This window comes from Maribacter sp. ACAM166 (assembly GCF_005771495.1).
Lineage (GTDB): Bacteria > Bacteroidota > Bacteroidia > Flavobacteriales > Flavobacteriaceae > Maribacter.
Genome location: NZ_VAUW01000006.1, coordinates 76,593 through 92,932, shown reverse-complemented (window position 1 = coordinate 92,932; position 16,340 = coordinate 76,593). Strand labels below are relative to the sequence as shown.

The window sequence follows — 16,340 nt, the reverse complement described above, 5'->3', positions numbered from 1 at the left end:
AATACAATTTTTAATTAATTGATGTCAATTACGTTCTCTTCAAGTCTTTTTAAACACACCCTAAGACTATCTCTCCAGTATGGTATGGTAATCTTTAATTCTTCCTTAATCTTGGACTTATCCATAACACTATAGCTTGGTCTAACCGCTGGCGTTGGATATGCTTCTGTTTTAATTGGTGATAGCATTACTTTAACACCACTAATATCAAAAATAGCTTTGGCAAAATCATACCAGCTGGCAGCACCTTCATTGCTATAGTGATATGTGCCATATTTTGGTTTTTCCTTTTCAATAATAGTCATAATTGTTTTTGCCAAGTCACCAGCATAAGTTGGCGTACCAATTTGGTCCGTTACAACATTTAGGCTATCTCTTTCTGTACCCAACTTTAGCATCGTTTTTAAAAAATTATTACCGTGCTCAGAGTACAACCAGGATGTTCTGATGATAATATGTTCCATTAAAACATCTGCAATAGCCAACTCAGCGTTAAGTTTGGTCAACCCATATACACTTAAGGGGTTTGCCTTGTCTTGTTCTTCATAAAGACTTGTTTGCATACCATCGAAAACAAAGTCCGTTGAAATATGTATTAAAAAGGCATCGTTAGCTTTACAAGCCTTGGCTAGGTTTATTGCCCCAAGTACATTTACCCTTTCAGCGGCTTCTTTATTTGATTCTGCTTTATCTACTGCTGTATATGCTGCACAGTTAATACAATATGAAACGCTGTTGTTTTTAAAAAAGGCCTTTACTGCATTAATATCAGTAATATCCAGTTCATCTATATCTACATAAATGAAATTAAAATCCTCTATTTTAGCTGATAGGTCTTTAATACAACTCGCCAATTGTCCACTACCACCGGTTACAAGAATATTCTTCATAGTCTTGCTGTGTTTAATGTTTGCAAAATCAAATCTTTATCAGAAACCTTTATATGTTCTGGTTCTAACTTCCAATCTATTTGTAAAGTAGTATCATTATAAACGATACCTCCTTCAGATTCTTTGTTATAGTAATTATCACATTTATAAAAAAACTCTGCGGTGTCAGATAAAACAGAAAAGCCATGGCCAAACCCCCTTGGAATAAACAGTTGTTTTTTATTCTCACCACTTAATTCTATAGCTACATGCTCACCAAATGTAGGTGATGATTTTCTTAGGTCTACCGCAACATCAATAACCTTACCACTTAAAACCCTTACTAATTTTGCTTGTGCATGCTCTCCGAGCTGGTAATGAATAGCGCGCACAACGCCGTAATCAGAAAATGACTGGTTATCCTGTACAAAGCCAACTTCTTTTTCTATTCCTTCATTAAACTTTTTACTATTGAATGATTCAAAAAAATACCCTCTATCGTCACCAAATATGGTAGGTTCTAAAACAAAGCATCCTTTAAGTTTAGTTTCGGTAAATGTCATTTACTCTTATTTAATATTCCCAATAAATTCTTGCCATAACCACTTTTCATAAGAGGCTCAGCTAATTCTTTGAATTGCTGCTTATTAATGTATCCCATTTCATATGCCGCACCCTCTATAGCTCCAATTTTAAGCCCTTGCCTTTCCTCAATTACCTCAACAAATTGGGAGGCTTGCATTAAAGATTGAAAGGTTCCGGTATCAAGCCAAGCGGTGCCTCTGTCGAGAATACTTACACTTAACTTACCACGTTTTAAATACTCTTTATTAACATCAGTAATCTCTAGTTCGCCTCTTGAGCTCGGAGGGATATTAGCAGCTATTTGTACCACCTCATTATCATAAAAATAAATTCCAGGAACCGCATAATTAGATTTTGGCTCTAATGGCTTTTCCTCTATGGTCTTGGCTTTTCCTTCATCATCAAATTCTACAACACCGTAACGTTCTGGGTCATGTACTCTGTATGCATAAATAATTCCTCCGTCTGGATTATTATTAGATTGTAGTAATTTAGCAAGACCAGAACCATAGAAAATATTATCACCCAAAATAAGAGCAACTTTATCTTTCCCTATAAAATCCTTTCCTATTATAAAAGCCTCGGCAAGACCGTTTGGCGCTTCTTGAACTGCATATGAGAAAGAACAACCCAATTTTTCCCCATCACCCAATAGTTCTTCGAACAAAGGTAAATCTTTAGGGGTTGAGATTATCAAAATGTCCCTTATACCTGCAAACATTAAAGTAGACAGGGGATAATATATCATTGGCTTATCATAAATAGGCATCAATTGTTTACTTACGGAAAGTGTTAATGGATGCAGCCTTGTTCCAGACCCACCTGCTAAGATAATTCCTTTCATATTTTATGATTTAATGGTGATTTAAGAATACATTTTTTTATAATATTCTTTATAGCCGCCTGAGGTAACATGGTTTAACCATTCCGTGTTAGATAAATACCAATCTACTGTCTTTTCCAAACCTTCCTCAAAAGTAACAGAAGGTTTCCAGCCTAGTTCCTTGCTGATTTTTGTGGCGTCTATGGCGTATCTTAAATCGTGTCCTGGCCTATCTTTAACATAGGTTATTAGCTTTTGCGATGTACCAACATCCCTGTCTAATTTTTTATCCATTACTTCACAAAGTAGTTTAACTAAATCTATGTTTTGCCATTCGTTGAATCCACCAATATTATAAGTTTCATGATTTTTTCCCTTATGAAAAACTAAATCAATGGCTCTTGAGTGGTCTTCTACAAAAAGCCAGTCTCTAGTGTATTTACCATCCCCATAAACGGGTAAGGGGGTTTTTTCTATAATATTATTTATAAATAGAGGAATTAGTTTTTCAGGAAAGTGATAAGGCCCATAATTATTGGAGCAATTACTAATTACAAATGGCAATCCATACGTTTCACCGTACGCCCTTACAAAGTGGTCTGAGCTTGCTTTTGATGCTGAATAAGGCGAGTTGGGGTCGTATGAAGTTTCTTCTGTGAAAAGGCCATCTTTACCTAAGGAGCCATAAACTTCATCTGTACTTACGTGATAGAAGAGTTTATCCTTATAGTTTTTCTTCCAAGTATTCTTTGCTGCGTTTAAGAGGTTAACCGTTCCAATAATATTAGTTCTTACAAAAGCTAGGGGATCTTCTATAGATCTATCTACATGTGACTCCGCAGCCAAATGTATTACGCCATCAAAATCAATACGCTTAAATAAATCATTAATAAAGTACTCATCAACAATATCTCCCTTTATAAAATTATAGTTTGACTTTTGATCAATGTCTTTTAAGTTCTCCAAATTGCCTGCGTAAGTAAGACTATCAAGATTATAAATGTTATAGTCTTGATAATTATCAACAAATCTTCTTACCACGTGAGAACCTATGAAACCTGCTCCCCCTGTAATTAATATATTCATATATTGTTTTTACTATAGTTCTTTTGATTTGTTATTGAGATATCCTAGTATAGACACAAAAAAGAAAAGACATAAAAGTAGTAAAGGGATGAAAACAATACTTTTCCCAAAAAACGACTTTTTAACTGCTTGTGGCTGGCCGAAGTTAATAATACTTACAGGCTCTGTCCGTTCCTTTAGCTCGAGTTTTTTCGTTTCAATATCACGTATCAACAAATTTTTGTACTGAAATAAATCTGCAATATTAACTTGTTCTTGATTATCCAACACAATACGTTCGCCTATAGGCCTTTCCTTTTTTACAGCTAAACTATTCGTATAATTGGTAATGATTTCATCAACCTGCTTTAGTAAAACTTGATTTTGTTCAATTCTACTAGTTGCATTGCCGCGAGACACCTCAATAAGTCCATCAAAATATATATTTGTATTGATATATAACATGACCTTATTCGCAAAGTTCTTTCCAAGTTCTACATTTTTATAATAAAAGGTAATACGGTGATTAAAAGAACTTTTATTTTGGAGTTCTGCCTTTACAATATCCGCTATTGCATCCGTATTTTCAAAACTTTGAAGCAACTCAAAATACTGAAGGTCATTTTCTAAATTACCTTCTTCTACAACGCGACTAATGTGAACTTCCAACCCGTCAAAATCAATTTCTTCGATTCCTATCGATTTGAAAAACAACGTATCTTTTGAATCTATATTTGATTGAATCTCATTTATAACATCATACAAATAGTTTTTACTTTCCATCTGAGGTTTTACAATGACCTCTGTCTTAAGCTTTTTCGATATAATTTTATTTAATCCGTAACCAACCGCTAAACCGACTACTACTAATCCAATAAGTATAAATATATTTTTCTTCAGGTAAAGGAAAAACCTTAGGAATGACCGAAATACGGAATTGAAACCTTTTCCAATCAACTTGAACAATTGTCCCAAATCTATTTCATCGGAAGAATTTTGGTTTTCTGGTGTTTGATTCTCGGCCATTCTATGAATTAAATATTTGTTTTAAAATTTTATCGGTAATTAAATATGTCGGTTTTACCCCAGTAGTGCCGAGTCCTCCAGAAGCTAGAGTACTTCCCGTCTCCAAAGGATTATCTGATGCGTAATAGGCATATCTGACTTTAACATCCTCACCAATACTTTTTCTTATTTTAGATGCAGACTGTATCGCTTTCTGATAGTGCACGCCTTCCATTTCCAATCCAATTACATTCCATGTCGATTTGTGAAAAAACTTTAGAATATCCTTGTTCTGTAATGATGTTCCCAAAACGGTTACCATCGTACCTTCAAATACCTTAAGGCCATATCCTTCAAAATCCTTAGCACACAACTCATTTTTAAATGGATAATTATCTGCCGTTCCTTCAAAAATATGAGCCGAAGGTATCATTAAATCACCTTTACCCCCCTCTAATATTCCTGCTTTACCCATTATTGAAACAGATTCAACATTAATTAAAGATTCATTATCCTTTTTTGTGCTATAAGGTTTTAATAGTTCATCGATAGTCTCATATGCTTGTTCTCCGAATGCGTAATCCATTACAAATATAACAGGTTTTTTATCATTCTTTTTGGCAGGAAATACATAGGAACAATTATTTATTCCAATCTTTGCCGTGTCGAATATCTGAACATCAATATTAGTTCCCGACGTATCATCGATTGATATCATTCCGTTATTTTCTGCCAAATCGGTTACCTTTTTTCTTAAGGATGCATTTCCCGAACTACTTAATGCCTCATATATATTTAGAGAACCAGAATCTGGAAATTCACTTGATAATGCGGCTTTTGCAAAAAGTGAATTCATAACACTGTGCATATTAGCCGAGATGATATGAATTGGCCTATGTAATAGGTTGTTTTTTACTAAAACACTTTTGATATTATTGGCCCATATTTCACCATGGATATGATGTCCTAATCGTTCTCTTAATAATGCACTAAAAGTAATAGCCCTTTTCTCGCCAGTAATTTCTTCCTCCAGAGCTAGTTTTCCAAGCCAGTATACTATTTTTAAAAATCGTTCAGGGTTGGTTTTGGTGCTGAACTTTTTATATACTTCCAATATTTCTTCAAAAGATCTACCTAAAATATTTGCTGTATGAATTAAGGCTATTTCTCGTTCCGGCTGGGTCAGTTCTTCCTTATTAACTGCATTTTCAAGCTTTGACCAATCCCTAATGGTTTTTTCAGATTCTGGAATTAAGACCCTCTTACAAATTTTTTCAGATTCAATAAACAAGAAGGTCAAATGGGTAAGAATATCATAGATATCAGAACGGCCTCTGGTAATCTCAATATTCATCTGCTCATCATCAATGCGGTAACAATTTCGTCTTCTTTTTGGCGGTATAATTGGATTAATGTGGGAAATGCCATAGCCCTCATCTGAGGTTAAACTAATAAACCTACACTGTTCAATTCCTTCAGGAAGCCGTTCAAGCACATAAATGAGTCCATTTAATTCTGCCTTCTCCTCACCGACCGAACCGTAAATTTCTGGTCTTAATTGCAACAGTGCATTTTTCAATGCCTCTCCCGAAACACCATTGGGTTTATAAAAACCGCGATTAAACAAGTGCCGCATAGTAATATACATGCGTTCAATAGCATTTGTGGATTCTTGAGCTCTAGTGGATGTAGTTGATTTTCCCATGGAAGATTTAAACAAAATTACAATTTATAATTTGTTAAAAAAAAGTTACGTATTTGTCACTTTGAATTTTGACAAACCTTCGGCTACTTTCCGGTCATTTGATAATCGTTGAACTTTGTTTTGCCCACCAAGCTTACCTATTGATTTCATGTACTTCATGAATCCGCCGTTTATAATCGGGGTGACCTTTAATGTCTGTAAGACTTTCCCTACGATAAGGTCGTAATAGTAACTATTCTGTTTTTGCAGCGCCTTATCCAACTGTTGAATAAAAGAGTTCATATCCTTAGGTAACTTTTCAAATTCTATGAACCACTCGTGGTAAGGTAATTCTTCACCTTCAGGAGTTATCTGCGGTGCCACAGTAAATTCACTTATACTCGCATCTATTAAATCGGTAGCAATTAACATTGCTTCTTCTACCTCTTTTGCAATTACATGTTCGCCAAAGGCTGAAATAAAATGCTTAATTCTTCCTGAAACGACTATTTTAAAGGGATACGTTGAAATAAACCGAATGGTATCACCTAAATTATATGCCCATAGCCCCGCATTTGTTGAAATGATCATGACATAATCAACTCCAATCTCCACATCTTTTATTGTAATTCTTTTAGGGCTCTCAGAGAAAAAATCATCAGACCTCACAAATTCGTAAAAAATCCCCGCATTTAAAAGCAACAGCATCCCTTTTTCTTTTTGGGAATTTTGGTATGCAAAAAAGCCCTCACTCGCAGGAAAAAGTTCAATACTAGCAACCTTTCTACCCATTAAAGATTCAAACTTTTTTCTATAGGGCTCGTAATTTACCCCACCGTAAATAAAAAGTTCTAAATTCTCGAACAAATCACCAATGTACTGGTTAGTGTTTTCTTTAAGTTTTTCAAAATACATTTGAACCCAAGAAGGTATGCCCGCAATTACGGTCATATCTTCACCTTTGGTTTCCTCCACAATCGCATTGACCTTTGTTTCCCAGTCTTCGATACAATTGGTCTCCCAAGTAGGCAACCGATTTTTTTGTAGATAATTGGGCACATAATGGGCTGAAATACCGGAGAGCCGACCAAATTTAACTCCATTTTTCTCTTCTAATACTGGACTCCCCTGTAAGAAAATCATTTTGCCTGTTACAAAATTAGCATTGCCCGTTTCATGAATGTAATTCAAAATTGCATTTCTTGATGCTTTTACCTGTTCTTTGATTGAACCTTCGGTAATGGGAATATATTTAGCGCCAGATGTTGTCCCAGATGTTTTTGCAAAGTAAACAGGCTTACCGGGCCATAGTATATCCTTTTCTCCTGCAACAATTAGACTTATGTAGTCCTTAAGGTCTTCATAATCCCTTATTGGTACTTTATTGATGAAATCTGAATGGTTGATAATAGTCTTTAGAGAATGATCATTGCCGAATTTAGTTTGCCTTCCACTTTTAATTAATTCCCTGAATACCTTTTCTTGAGTTTTAATAGGGTTATTCACCCATTTCTCCGTCCGCTTAGCAATGCGGTGGGCAAATATTTTAGCAGCAATGGTCTTTAAGGACATGTAGACTCTAATTAAAATCAATATAGTTTATCGGGTCAATAGGCGTTCCATTATCCCATATTTCAAAATGTAAGTGAGGTCCAGTACTAAATTCCCCCGTGTTACCTACAGAAGCTATTACTTCTCCACCTCTTACTATATCTCCCTGAAATTTTGATAATGAACCGTTGTGTTTATATACACTTAGCAAACCGCCTTCATGTTCAATAATTATAACATAACCCGTATCTGCGGTCCATTCAGAAAAAATCACCGTTCCGTTGGCAATCGCTTTTACCGGGCTATCCTTCCTAGCGGTTATATCAACGGCATAATGTTTTTCATTTGGATCAAAACCCATAGATATCGCTCCTGAAACCGGCGTGAATAATACCAAATTTTTCTTGTCTATAGCACGTTCAAATAAATTGTATTTATCCTCGAGCGCAACTTCAGCCCTTAATAACGAATCTTCTTTGATAGGGTTTAGGTCTACTGATGCTGGATCCAATTTATATTGCAGAAAAAGGGAGTCTCTGTTAACCACTGTATTCTCAATATCTCCCTTTAAGACCAATCGAATATTATCTAAATACTTATTGGTATAATTTAATATTCTTACTAAAGAGTCTGTTCTATAGGTAAGCTCTGTTGCCTCTTTCTTTAACCTAGTTGAAGAATAACCTGGTATGTATTCGCGCAGAGGGGTGAAAGCGATTAATACGGTTGTAAATCCTATAAGGGCAATCATAAAAAGTGACCCAGTCACAAAAACATTTAATCTGCTTAATTTGAAAGATATTTTTTCCTCAAAAGTACTTTCATTCAAAATGACCAAGCGGTACTTGTGAAGCAGCTTTCGTTTTATTTCCTTTCGTTTTTTGACTTTTTTGGCCATCCTGACAAAGATAAACTTAGAAATTAATTATGAGTCGTTTAGGTAGAGAAATATACTAGCTCTATTCTGACCTAAAGAGCCTTAATTACCCAATTATTAGTTAAATTATGTATAATTAACATCCTATTCGATAATACCCAGTTTTCTATACTAGTTTTTAGTATCTTTGATTTCCAATTAAAATTATAGTCTTATGACAATCTTATCTACTTTTTTGGCCATAGGTGCTCCACAAATTATCCTAGTAGTAGTGGTAATTCTGCTATTATTCGGAGGAAAAAAGATACCTGAACTTATGAGAGGTTTAGGCAGTGGAATTAAAGAATTCAAAGATGCCTCCAAAGAGGATGAACAATTAGAAGAAAAGAAAAAGGATTAACTCATTGTTAAATTCTTTAAACACTTAAAACGTCTTGCAATGCAAGGCGTTTTTTATGCTCGTTATTTTAATAGTTTAAAAGCAACCTTCAATAACGAAGCCTAAAATTGTTAGTTTTTGCACAAGTATCGCTCCTACAGCCACTAAATGCTATGTTTTCACGACAAAAAACACTTCTTTCACAACAAAAAATATTAGAAATATTGCTATAACCTTAATTTCGACTAGGATTACAGCTTTAATAGGTTCAGATTAATACCTTTTGCTATACTCCATGTCGTTGTTGAACCTTATGCTCAACTAACAAATATGTACATGAAAACCTTACTGAAAATATCTTTTTTGCTTTTTGTTATTATCGTTCAAGCTCAAGGTTTTCAGACCGATTTAACTTCTGAGGGTTCTGATGATTATGAAATAACTTCTCCTTCTGCATATATCGATTCTGATGAAAAAGAATTTGAGAAAGCCGCCGAATCGTATGCTATTCTCCAAAAGACCTTTAACAACCTTACCGATGTAGAAAATGGATATTATGTAGTATCAGGTATTTTTAGAAATAGTAAAAATTTAAAATCACAGGTTAGAAAGTTAAATAGGAAAGGTTTCAATTCTGGTTACTTCCAAAATACCGATAACGAATTGTATTATCTATACCTTAACCATTATGATTCATGGCAAACTGCGTTTGCCGATTGTAATTCTAAATTTGACAATCGCTATACTAAGGATATCTGGGTTCTTAGAATGTTGAACAGTTTGCCCGTCGCAGAGTTAGCACCCATAAAAGAAGTTACTTATAATATACCAAAGGAGTCAAAACAAATAACTGCACTATCCAAGAACGTTGAAGAACTAAAAGATAAGTCTCCTCAATCTAAAAGTAAACTTATTCAAAAAGCAGATGAGTACTTTAATACAATGCGGTATGCCGAGGCCGCTAAACTATACGAACTTGCACTGACCAAATATGACCAAACTTATACGTATGATGTGCTAAAAAAAGCAGGTGATGCCCATTACTTTAACACCGATATGGGAAAGGCTTATAAATGGTATACTATTCTTTTTGAAAAATATGAGGATGAAATAACGTCCGATTATATGTTTAAATATGCTCATTCACTTAAAGGTACTGGAAATTACAAAAGGTCTAAACGCCTAATGAAATTATATAACAGAAGATTGGCAGGTGAAAAAATCGAGAAAAATAGTGTTCACAATGAAACTATATTAGATGGCCTTTTAAGAATGAAGGATAAATTTGATGTTAAAAACCTTAGTATCAATTCAAATTATTCTGAATTTTCACCTATGTATTATAATGGAGATGAAATTGTTTTTGCTTCTTCTAAAGATTCCTCTATATATAATACGCGTCGGTATAAACGGAATAATCAACCTTACTTAGATTTATTTATAGCTAAGGTAAATGAGGAATCACATGATCTTAAAGATGCCCTAAAATTTTCTAAAAAAATAAACACCAAGTACCACGAAGCATCTGTTGCCTTTTCTCCTGACAATGAAACCATGTATTTTACGAGAAATAACTATGGAAAAAAATTAAAAAGAGATAAGAATGGTATCAACCACCTTAAAATATACCGTTCTAAAAAAATTAATGGAGAATGGACAAAGGCAGATGAAGTATCTTTTAATAGTGACGAATATTCAACCGGCCACCCTGCTTTAAGCAAAGATGGTAAGCAGCTTTATTTCGTTTCAGATATGCCCGGTAGTATAGGCGAAACGGATATTTTCGTGGTAGATGTTTTAGAAGATGGTTCTTTCTCTGCCCCAAGAAACCTAGGTCCTGAAATCAATACAGAACATAAAGAAATGTTTCCTTTTATAAATGAAAAGAAGCTTTACTTTTCTTCGGACGGTCATGTTGGCTTAGGAGGTTTAGATGTTTTTGAAGTCGCTTTTGATGACGAAATTGGCTTTTTAGAAGTACGAAATGTTGGTAAACCCATAAATAGTAAAAAGGATGATTTTTCATTTATAGTAGATGAGGATGCACAAAAAGGATATTTTGCATCTAACCGTGCAGGTGGTAAAGGTGATGATGATATTTACTCGTTTAAAACATTACAGATTGAGGAAATTCCAACGAATACAAACGCTATTTCCGGTATAGTTACAGAATTGGTAGGTGGTGATATTATGCCAAATGCATTGGTACAACTATTAGATGAGAACAACATCAAACTTAAAGAAATGGAGACGGACGAAAATGGAAGTTTCGTTTTTGAAGATCTGGAATCGGATAAAAGATATGTGCTAAAAACTACAAAGGGATCTTACTATGATGACACCAGAGACGCAGCAACAAAAAATAATGAAATCGTAAATGTTGATGTTTCAATGAGGAAACTTAATGATATGATTGCAGTTGAAAATGGAATTAGAAAGCTGAAGACAGAGATGATTCACTTTAATTTCGACAAATCATATATTCGAAAAGATGCAGCGATAGAATTGGATAAATTGGTTGCCATTATGCAAGAATCTCCAAACATCGTCATAAAAATTGAATCCCATACCGATTCAAGAGGTGCTGCTATTTATAACAAATACCTTTCTGATAAGCGTGCCAAATCAACCATGAACTATTTAATAGCCCAGGGTATTGATCCAGCGCGAATTGAGAGTGCTATAGGTTATGGAGAAGAGCAATTACTTAACGAATGTAATGGTAGTGTAGCTTGCACAGAAGAAGAACATTATCTTAACCGCAGGTCAGAGTTTATTATCGTAGCTATGTAACTCAACACATAAAGGTTACAATCTGATATCGCTATTACCCCTTTACTTAGTGTAATCAAAAATCAAATCAGGTTTTTAACATTGGTTTAAATAAAGAGGCTATTAAGAGAAAAAAATTACAGTCAGGTGGTCATGATTTACTACGCTTCACCGAACAATAGTATTTATGCCCTGTTGTGTTTTACACCACTTATTTACAGTACACAGAACTACTTAATGCTGGTACATTTCATAGGGCAGTTTATCTCGTTAGCTAATCTTTTTAATGAAGGTTGAATGAATAAGCACCTTTAGATTTCAGAAAGGTCTAAATTATTCAACAAAGAAAAAACTTCTCTAGTTAAAGAACTATATACAGAGGCCTTTAGAAGTTGGAGGAGCTATATACTTGAAAATAATTTTGTTGTGTTTTCTTGGCTATGTCTTATTCTGATAGCTTTGGCCATCGATTAATTGAATATCTGCTGGGTTTTTTTAGCAACTAACAATCAATATGATTTAGCGTTAATTCTTTACTGCTATATACTTACAGTCTACATAAAGATATGCTCAATTCGCAAATTTTATAAAACAAAAAGGGGCATGATATCATGCCCCTTTTTGTTTTTTCTAGGTGAACCTTATTTTAATTGCTCCCCTACATTAAACTTAACCGATTTTAGTATCGCTTCAAGTTCAAACATATAATCTCTTTTTTTGGTTGCGGGGGCAAAAACAAAGCCTTCTAAAATAAGTCTTCGATTGTTTTCTTTATCGTTGATTATGTAGGTCAAATACGGCCCTGCCATGGGGTATGCTGACATTTCCCATATTCCTCTAACCTCCACTGCCTTTTGTCCCGAAACTTCAGTCGGAAAGACATATGGCGAAAATGCCTTTTCAGTAATCATGTGGTTATTCTTTCCTGCCACATCTGATCCTGGAATAAATGATTTTCCAATAGAATCCCGCATTTTTACAATATCCTTTACAAATGTTGAATCGTTCTGAAAACTATTCCAAGGCATGGTATATACAATGATATTCATGTTTCCTTTTTGTATTTGGCGATCAATCCAGACAAAATTATCTTCTTCACGACCCACCCTATAAGCCGAAGGAATCTTCATTGAAATATTAAATTTATCTTCCAACGCTTTTTCTTTATTCAACGATTTTTCAAATCGTTTTTGAGCTTTTGCTATTTCTAAAGTTTTAAAATTTTTAATAAATTCAGGTGCAGTTTTAATAATGTTTTCAATAAGCTCTTGCTTGTTACGCCCTTTGACCACCCCTACATTTTGTGGTTTGGAATACATATTTGATTTCATATGCGCCACGTTTAGGGAATCTTCCATAACATACAAAACAGAACTTGTATTTCGAATCGAACCTGAAAAGATTTGTTGTGGTATTTGAGTGATACTAAAAAGTGCTTCGTCCCAAGTAAGCCCTTGCGCTGCCGCAGTATAATTTTCGCGAATTGCATCGCCTACACTGCTTTTCCATAGCTCATTATCAATTACCACGGTCAACGTATTCATAGCCCCAACTGAATCAGGCAAATAATCTTGTTTGCTCTCTTCCTTACAAGCAATCGATACTCCTAAAATTACTAAAAAACAAAGTAAAATTCTTCTTTTCATTTATGTATAGATTTACGATGAACAGTCACACAATTTAAGTGTTGTGCCTAACTTTAAATTGTTACCACTAATACCGTTCCATTTTCGTAAATTCTCGATAGTAACACCAGAATATTTTCTAGAAATTGTCCATAAAGAGTCCCCACTTCTTACTTCGTGTGTTTTTGAATTACTCGATACAGCAGCTCTTGTAGGCGTTTTCCTAGGCTTCACAGCAGCTGTTGCATCCTTTCTTGGATGAATTGTTAATCGCTGTCCGATTCTTAAATTATTACTTCGTAAACCGTTCCATTGTTTAATCTGACTTACACGTACACCATGGCGTTCAGCGATTTTACCTAGAAAATCTCCGCTTTTTACCTTGTACCTTATACTGTTTTGATTCGCTTGTTTCGTAATCTCTGCAAGAGGGCTTTCTTTACTTTTTAATTCCTTTTCTACATGCGCATAGATTGCAGCTTCATTGGCAACAAATTTTCCCATTTTATGCACTGGTAATCTTAACGCATATTCTTTTCCTTTTACAAATGGAATCACATCTAGCTTATAAGAAGGATTCAATACTTTTAATTCCTCTTTATCAATACCGGTCAATTCTGAAATCTGATCAAACGTTATTAGGCTTTTAACATGTATGGTATCTGTCTCGAAATAATTTCGCTCAGCTATTTTTGCCTTTAACCCATGCTCTTCAGCATATTCAAAAATGTACATCGTCGCTTGAAATGCCGGCACATATCCTGCAGTTTCTCTTGGTAGGTTTCTCCTAATATTCCAATAGTTTCTATGACCGCCACTTCTTCGTATCGCCTTATTCACATTACCCGGTCCAGAATTATATGCAGCTAAAGCCAAATCCCAATCTTCATAAATTCTGTATAACCTATTTAGGTAATTACAGGCTGCAATAGTAGACTTAATTGGGTCACTTCTTTCATCTACATAACTGTTGATATTCAGTTTCATCTCCTTACCGGTGCCATACATAAATTGCCATAGCCCCGTAGCTCCTGCACTAGAACGTGCTTTTGGGTTCAATGCTGATTCAACAATGGAAAGATATTTCATTTCTAAAGGAATATCATGATTATCCAACTGCTGTTCGAATAATGGGAAATAGAATTGACTTACGGTTAGCATACGCTCCATCAAATCTCTTTTTCTAGTAAGAAATAATTTAATAACACTCTCCAATGATGCATTATACTCTACATTAAAAGGTGTTTTTTCATTTATTCTTGCTAACCGAAATTTTAATGTGTCTGTATTTAAATCATATTCAGGTATACTACTAATAGTGTCAAGCTCTAATACTTCTTGATACATTTCATCAAAAAGAGGCGCTGCTGCTACCAGTTCCCTCATCCATAAGCTGTCAAACTTTGCAGCTAGTTCGTGGTCCTTAAGGTCATATATTGAAGATTCTGTAGGCTTGAAAAGTACACGCTTTTCTTTAGGAGAGTTCACAATAACTTTTAACTGGTCTTGTGGTACTAGGTTAGATTTTTCAAGGCCTAAGCTATCCTTCTTGGTGATGATTATATGATGTTCCAATGAATCTTGCTCCGACGGTATCGCATCGTTGTTTTGAGCCGAACCTAAGGTTGGCACCAAAATTAATCCTAATAGGTAAAAACAAGTGTAGGCTAGTTTATTCATTTGAGGGGAGATTTGTTAACAGAACAAACGAAAATCGCACATTTTTTAATGAAAATAAAATTAATCCTCTTAAAATGCACTAATTTTCGTCATAACCCGTTTATCGATAACGCCTTTACTACGCTAATATTGCGGCAATACCCGGTAATGTTTTACCTTCTAAACTTTCCAACATGGCTCCTCCGCCTGTTGATACATAACTTACCTTGTTCTCAAAGCCAAATTGCTTGACCGCAGCAACAGAATCTCCACCACCAACAAGTGAAAAAGCACCATTTCTTGTTGCTTCATCAATATAATTACCAACTGCAATAGTCCCTTTTGCGAATTTTTCCATTTCAAACACACCAATAGGTCCATTCCAAAGTATAGTTTTAGAAGCCAAAATTACCTTTTTAAAATTTTGCAATGTATCTGGACCCGCATCCAATCCTTGCCATCCGTCAGGTATTTTATCTACATCAACTACCTGTGTATTTGCATTAGCATCAAAGTCGTCTGCTGCAAGAACGTCCACCGGAATATGAACATTTACACCCTTTTGCTTAGCCATTGCTAAAATTTCCATGGCTAGATCCATTTTATCATCCTCGCAAATAGAATCACCCACTTTTCCGCCTTGTGCCTTAATAAAAGTGTACGTCATTCCTCCGCCAATGATTAAGTCGTCTACCTTATCCAAAATATTTTCGATAATAGTGATTTTTGAAGAAACTTTTGCGCCTCCAAGAATTGCCAATACTGGTTTTTCTCCTGTCGCCATCACTTTTTCGATTGCCTCTATTTCCTTGGCCATTAAAAGCCCAAAACACTTCGCATTCGGGAAATATTTTGCAACTATAGTAGTAGATGCGTGTGCTCTGTGAGCCGTTCCAAAGGCATCATTTACATAAACATCCCCAAGCTCTGAAAGCTTTTCTGCAAACGCCTCATCTCCTTGTTCCTCTTCGCTATGGTACCGTAAGTTTTCTAACAAAAGTACTTCGCCGCTCTTCAGTTCAGCCACCGCTTTTTTTGCTTTTTCACCAATACAATCCTCTACAAATTTAACGGTAACACCAATAATATCAGAAACAGCTGCTACAATATTACTTAAAGTCAAGTCTGGATTGCGTTTACCATCGGGTCTACCCAAATGACTCATCAATACAGCACTGCCACCATCTTCCAAAATCTTAATTATAGTAGGTTTAGCTGCTTCAATTCTATTTGTATCCGTTACTTCAAATTTATCATTTAAGGGAACATTAAAGTCCACTCTTATCAACGCTTTCTTATTTTCAAAATTGAAGTCATTCAATACTTTCATGTGATTTTCCTTTTATTAGGTAACAAATGTAAAGATTAATAGCCTTTGATTAAAGTGCTTACCTGGATAATTTAAGCTCGTTTGCATTAATTTTGTTATGCTTTAAAACAACTATA

Annotated in this window: 14 protein-coding genes; 3 read left to right on the top strand and 11 right to left on the bottom strand. The window is 34.9% G+C overall.

Features of this window, described 5'->3' with window-relative positions:
* Positions 1–14: 14 nt before the first annotated feature.
* The 8 genes from rfbD to ES765_RS06695 are packed head-to-tail and all read right to left on the bottom strand — an operon-like array spanning position 15 to position 8,480.
* A complete protein-coding gene (gene rfbD, locus ES765_RS06730) occupies positions 15–890 on the bottom strand; it encodes a dTDP-4-dehydrorhamnose reductase (protein WP_138112526.1) in 876 nt (291 codons plus the stop codon).
* Positions 887–1,432: a dTDP-4-dehydrorhamnose 3,5-epimerase gene (rfbC, locus tag ES765_RS06725; protein WP_138112524.1), complete on the bottom strand. Its 546-nt coding sequence runs from the start codon at positions 1,430–1,432 to the stop codon at positions 887–889. The genes rfbD and rfbC overlap by 4 nt, the downstream gene beginning before the upstream one ends.
* Entirely contained in the window at positions 1,429–2,298 is an 870-nt protein-coding gene (gene rfbA, locus ES765_RS06720) for a glucose-1-phosphate thymidylyltransferase RfbA (protein WP_138112522.1), read from the bottom strand. The genes rfbC and rfbA overlap by 4 nt, the downstream gene beginning before the upstream one ends.
* Positions 2,299–2,319: 21 nt before the next feature.
* Positions 2,320–3,363, bottom strand: coding sequence for a dTDP-glucose 4,6-dehydratase (rfbB, locus tag ES765_RS06715; RefSeq protein ID WP_138112520.1), 1,044 nt, complete (start codon positions 3,361–3,363; stop codon positions 2,320–2,322).
* Positions 3,364–3,375: 12 nt separating this feature from the next.
* A complete protein-coding gene (locus ES765_RS06710; protein ID WP_138112518.1) occupies positions 3,376–4,368 on the bottom strand; it encodes a hypothetical protein in 993 nt (330 codons plus the stop codon).
* A gap of 1 nt (position 4,369) precedes the next feature.
* On the bottom strand, positions 4,370–6,052 hold the full coding sequence (locus ES765_RS06705) for a DUF6909 family protein (protein WP_138112516.1): 1,683 nt from the start codon (positions 6,050–6,052) through the stop codon (positions 4,370–4,372).
* A 45-nt stretch (positions 6,053–6,097) separates the two neighbouring features.
* Complete coding sequence (locus ES765_RS06700) at positions 6,098–7,603, bottom strand: GH3 auxin-responsive promoter family protein (RefSeq protein ID WP_138112514.1); 1,506 nt, start codon at positions 7,601–7,603, stop codon at positions 6,098–6,100.
* Positions 7,604–7,610: 7 nt separating this feature from the next.
* The gene (locus ES765_RS06695) at positions 7,611–8,480 is read right to left on the bottom strand and encodes a M23 family metallopeptidase (RefSeq protein ID WP_138112512.1); all 870 of its coding nucleotides are present in this window, start codon (positions 8,478–8,480) and stop codon (positions 7,611–7,613) included.
* 193 nt (positions 8,481–8,673) lie between these two features.
* Here ES765_RS06695 and tatA point away from each other — a divergent pair, with 193 nt between their 5' ends.
* The 3 genes from tatA to ES765_RS22855 all read left to right on the top strand — a co-directional run bounded on the left by tatA (position 8,674) and on the right by ES765_RS22855 (position 12,084).
* Complete coding sequence (tatA, locus tag ES765_RS06690) at positions 8,674–8,859, top strand: twin-arginine translocase TatA/TatE family subunit (protein WP_027065489.1); 186 nt, start codon at positions 8,674–8,676, stop codon at positions 8,857–8,859.
* A gap of 315 nt (positions 8,860–9,174) precedes the next feature.
* The gene (locus tag ES765_RS06685; protein WP_138112510.1) at positions 9,175–11,631 is read left to right on the top strand and encodes an OmpA family protein; all 2,457 of its coding nucleotides are present in this window, start codon (positions 9,175–9,177) and stop codon (positions 11,629–11,631) included.
* Between the two features lie 294 nt (positions 11,632–11,925).
* A complete protein-coding gene (locus ES765_RS22855; protein ID WP_410504402.1) occupies positions 11,926–12,084 on the top strand; it encodes a DUF6747 family protein in 159 nt (52 codons plus the stop codon).
* 167 nt (positions 12,085–12,251) lie between these two features.
* Here the strand turns inward: ES765_RS22855 and ES765_RS06680 are convergent, their stop codons facing one another.
* The 3 genes from ES765_RS06680 to ES765_RS06670 all read right to left on the bottom strand — a co-directional run bounded on the left by ES765_RS06680 (position 12,252) and on the right by ES765_RS06670 (position 16,224).
* Complete coding sequence (locus ES765_RS06680) at positions 12,252–13,256, bottom strand: DUF4837 family protein (protein WP_138112508.1); 1,005 nt, start codon at positions 13,254–13,256, stop codon at positions 12,252–12,254.
* A 12-nt stretch (positions 13,257–13,268) separates the two neighbouring features.
* Entirely contained in the window at positions 13,269–14,915 is a 1,647-nt protein-coding gene (locus ES765_RS06675) for a LysM peptidoglycan-binding domain-containing protein (protein WP_138112506.1), read from the bottom strand.
* 118 nt (positions 14,916–15,033) lie between these two features.
* Positions 15,034–16,224, bottom strand: coding sequence for a phosphoglycerate kinase (locus tag ES765_RS06670; protein WP_138112504.1), 1,191 nt, complete (start codon positions 16,222–16,224; stop codon positions 15,034–15,036).
* Positions 16,225–16,340 lie beyond the last annotated feature (116 nt).

Excerpts from the sequence above, each read along its gene's own strand:
- rfbD (WP_138112526.1), bottom strand. The coding sequence starts at position 890 with ATGAAGAATATTCTTGTAACCGGTGGTAGTGGACAATTGGCGAGTTGT.
- rfbC (WP_138112524.1), bottom strand. The coding sequence starts at position 1,432 with ATGACATTTACCGAAACTAAACTTAAAGGATGCTTTGTTTTAGAACCT.
- rfbA (WP_138112522.1), bottom strand. The coding sequence starts at position 2,298 with ATGAAAGGAATTATCTTAGCAGGTGGGTCTGGAACAAGGCTGCATCCA.
- rfbB (WP_138112520.1), bottom strand. The coding sequence starts at position 3,363 with ATGAATATATTAATTACAGGGGGAGCAGGTTTCATAGGTTCTCACGTG.
- ES765_RS06710 (WP_138112518.1), bottom strand. The coding sequence starts at position 4,368 with ATGGCCGAGAATCAAACACCAGAAAACCAAAATTCTTCCGATGAAATA.
- ES765_RS06705 (WP_138112516.1), bottom strand. The coding sequence starts at position 6,052 with ATGGGAAAATCAACTACATCCACTAGAGCTCAAGAATCCACAAATGCT.
- ES765_RS06700 (WP_138112514.1), bottom strand. The coding sequence starts at position 7,603 with ATGTCCTTAAAGACCATTGCTGCTAAAATATTTGCCCACCGCATTGCT.
- ES765_RS06695 (WP_138112512.1), bottom strand. The coding sequence starts at position 8,480 with ATGGCCAAAAAAGTCAAAAAACGAAAGGAAATAAAACGAAAGCTGCTT.
- tatA (WP_027065489.1), top strand. The coding sequence starts at position 8,674 with ATGACAATCTTATCTACTTTTTTGGCCATAGGTGCTCCACAAATTATC.
- ES765_RS06685 (WP_138112510.1), top strand. The coding sequence starts at position 9,175 with ATGAAAACCTTACTGAAAATATCTTTTTTGCTTTTTGTTATTATCGTT.
- ES765_RS06680 (WP_138112508.1), bottom strand. The coding sequence starts at position 13,256 with ATGAAAAGAAGAATTTTACTTTGTTTTTTAGTAATTTTAGGAGTATCG.
- ES765_RS06675 (WP_138112506.1), bottom strand. The coding sequence starts at position 14,915 with ATGAATAAACTAGCCTACACTTGTTTTTACCTATTAGGATTAATTTTG.
- ES765_RS06670 (WP_138112504.1), bottom strand. The coding sequence starts at position 16,224 with ATGAAAGTATTGAATGACTTCAATTTTGAAAATAAGAAAGCGTTGATA.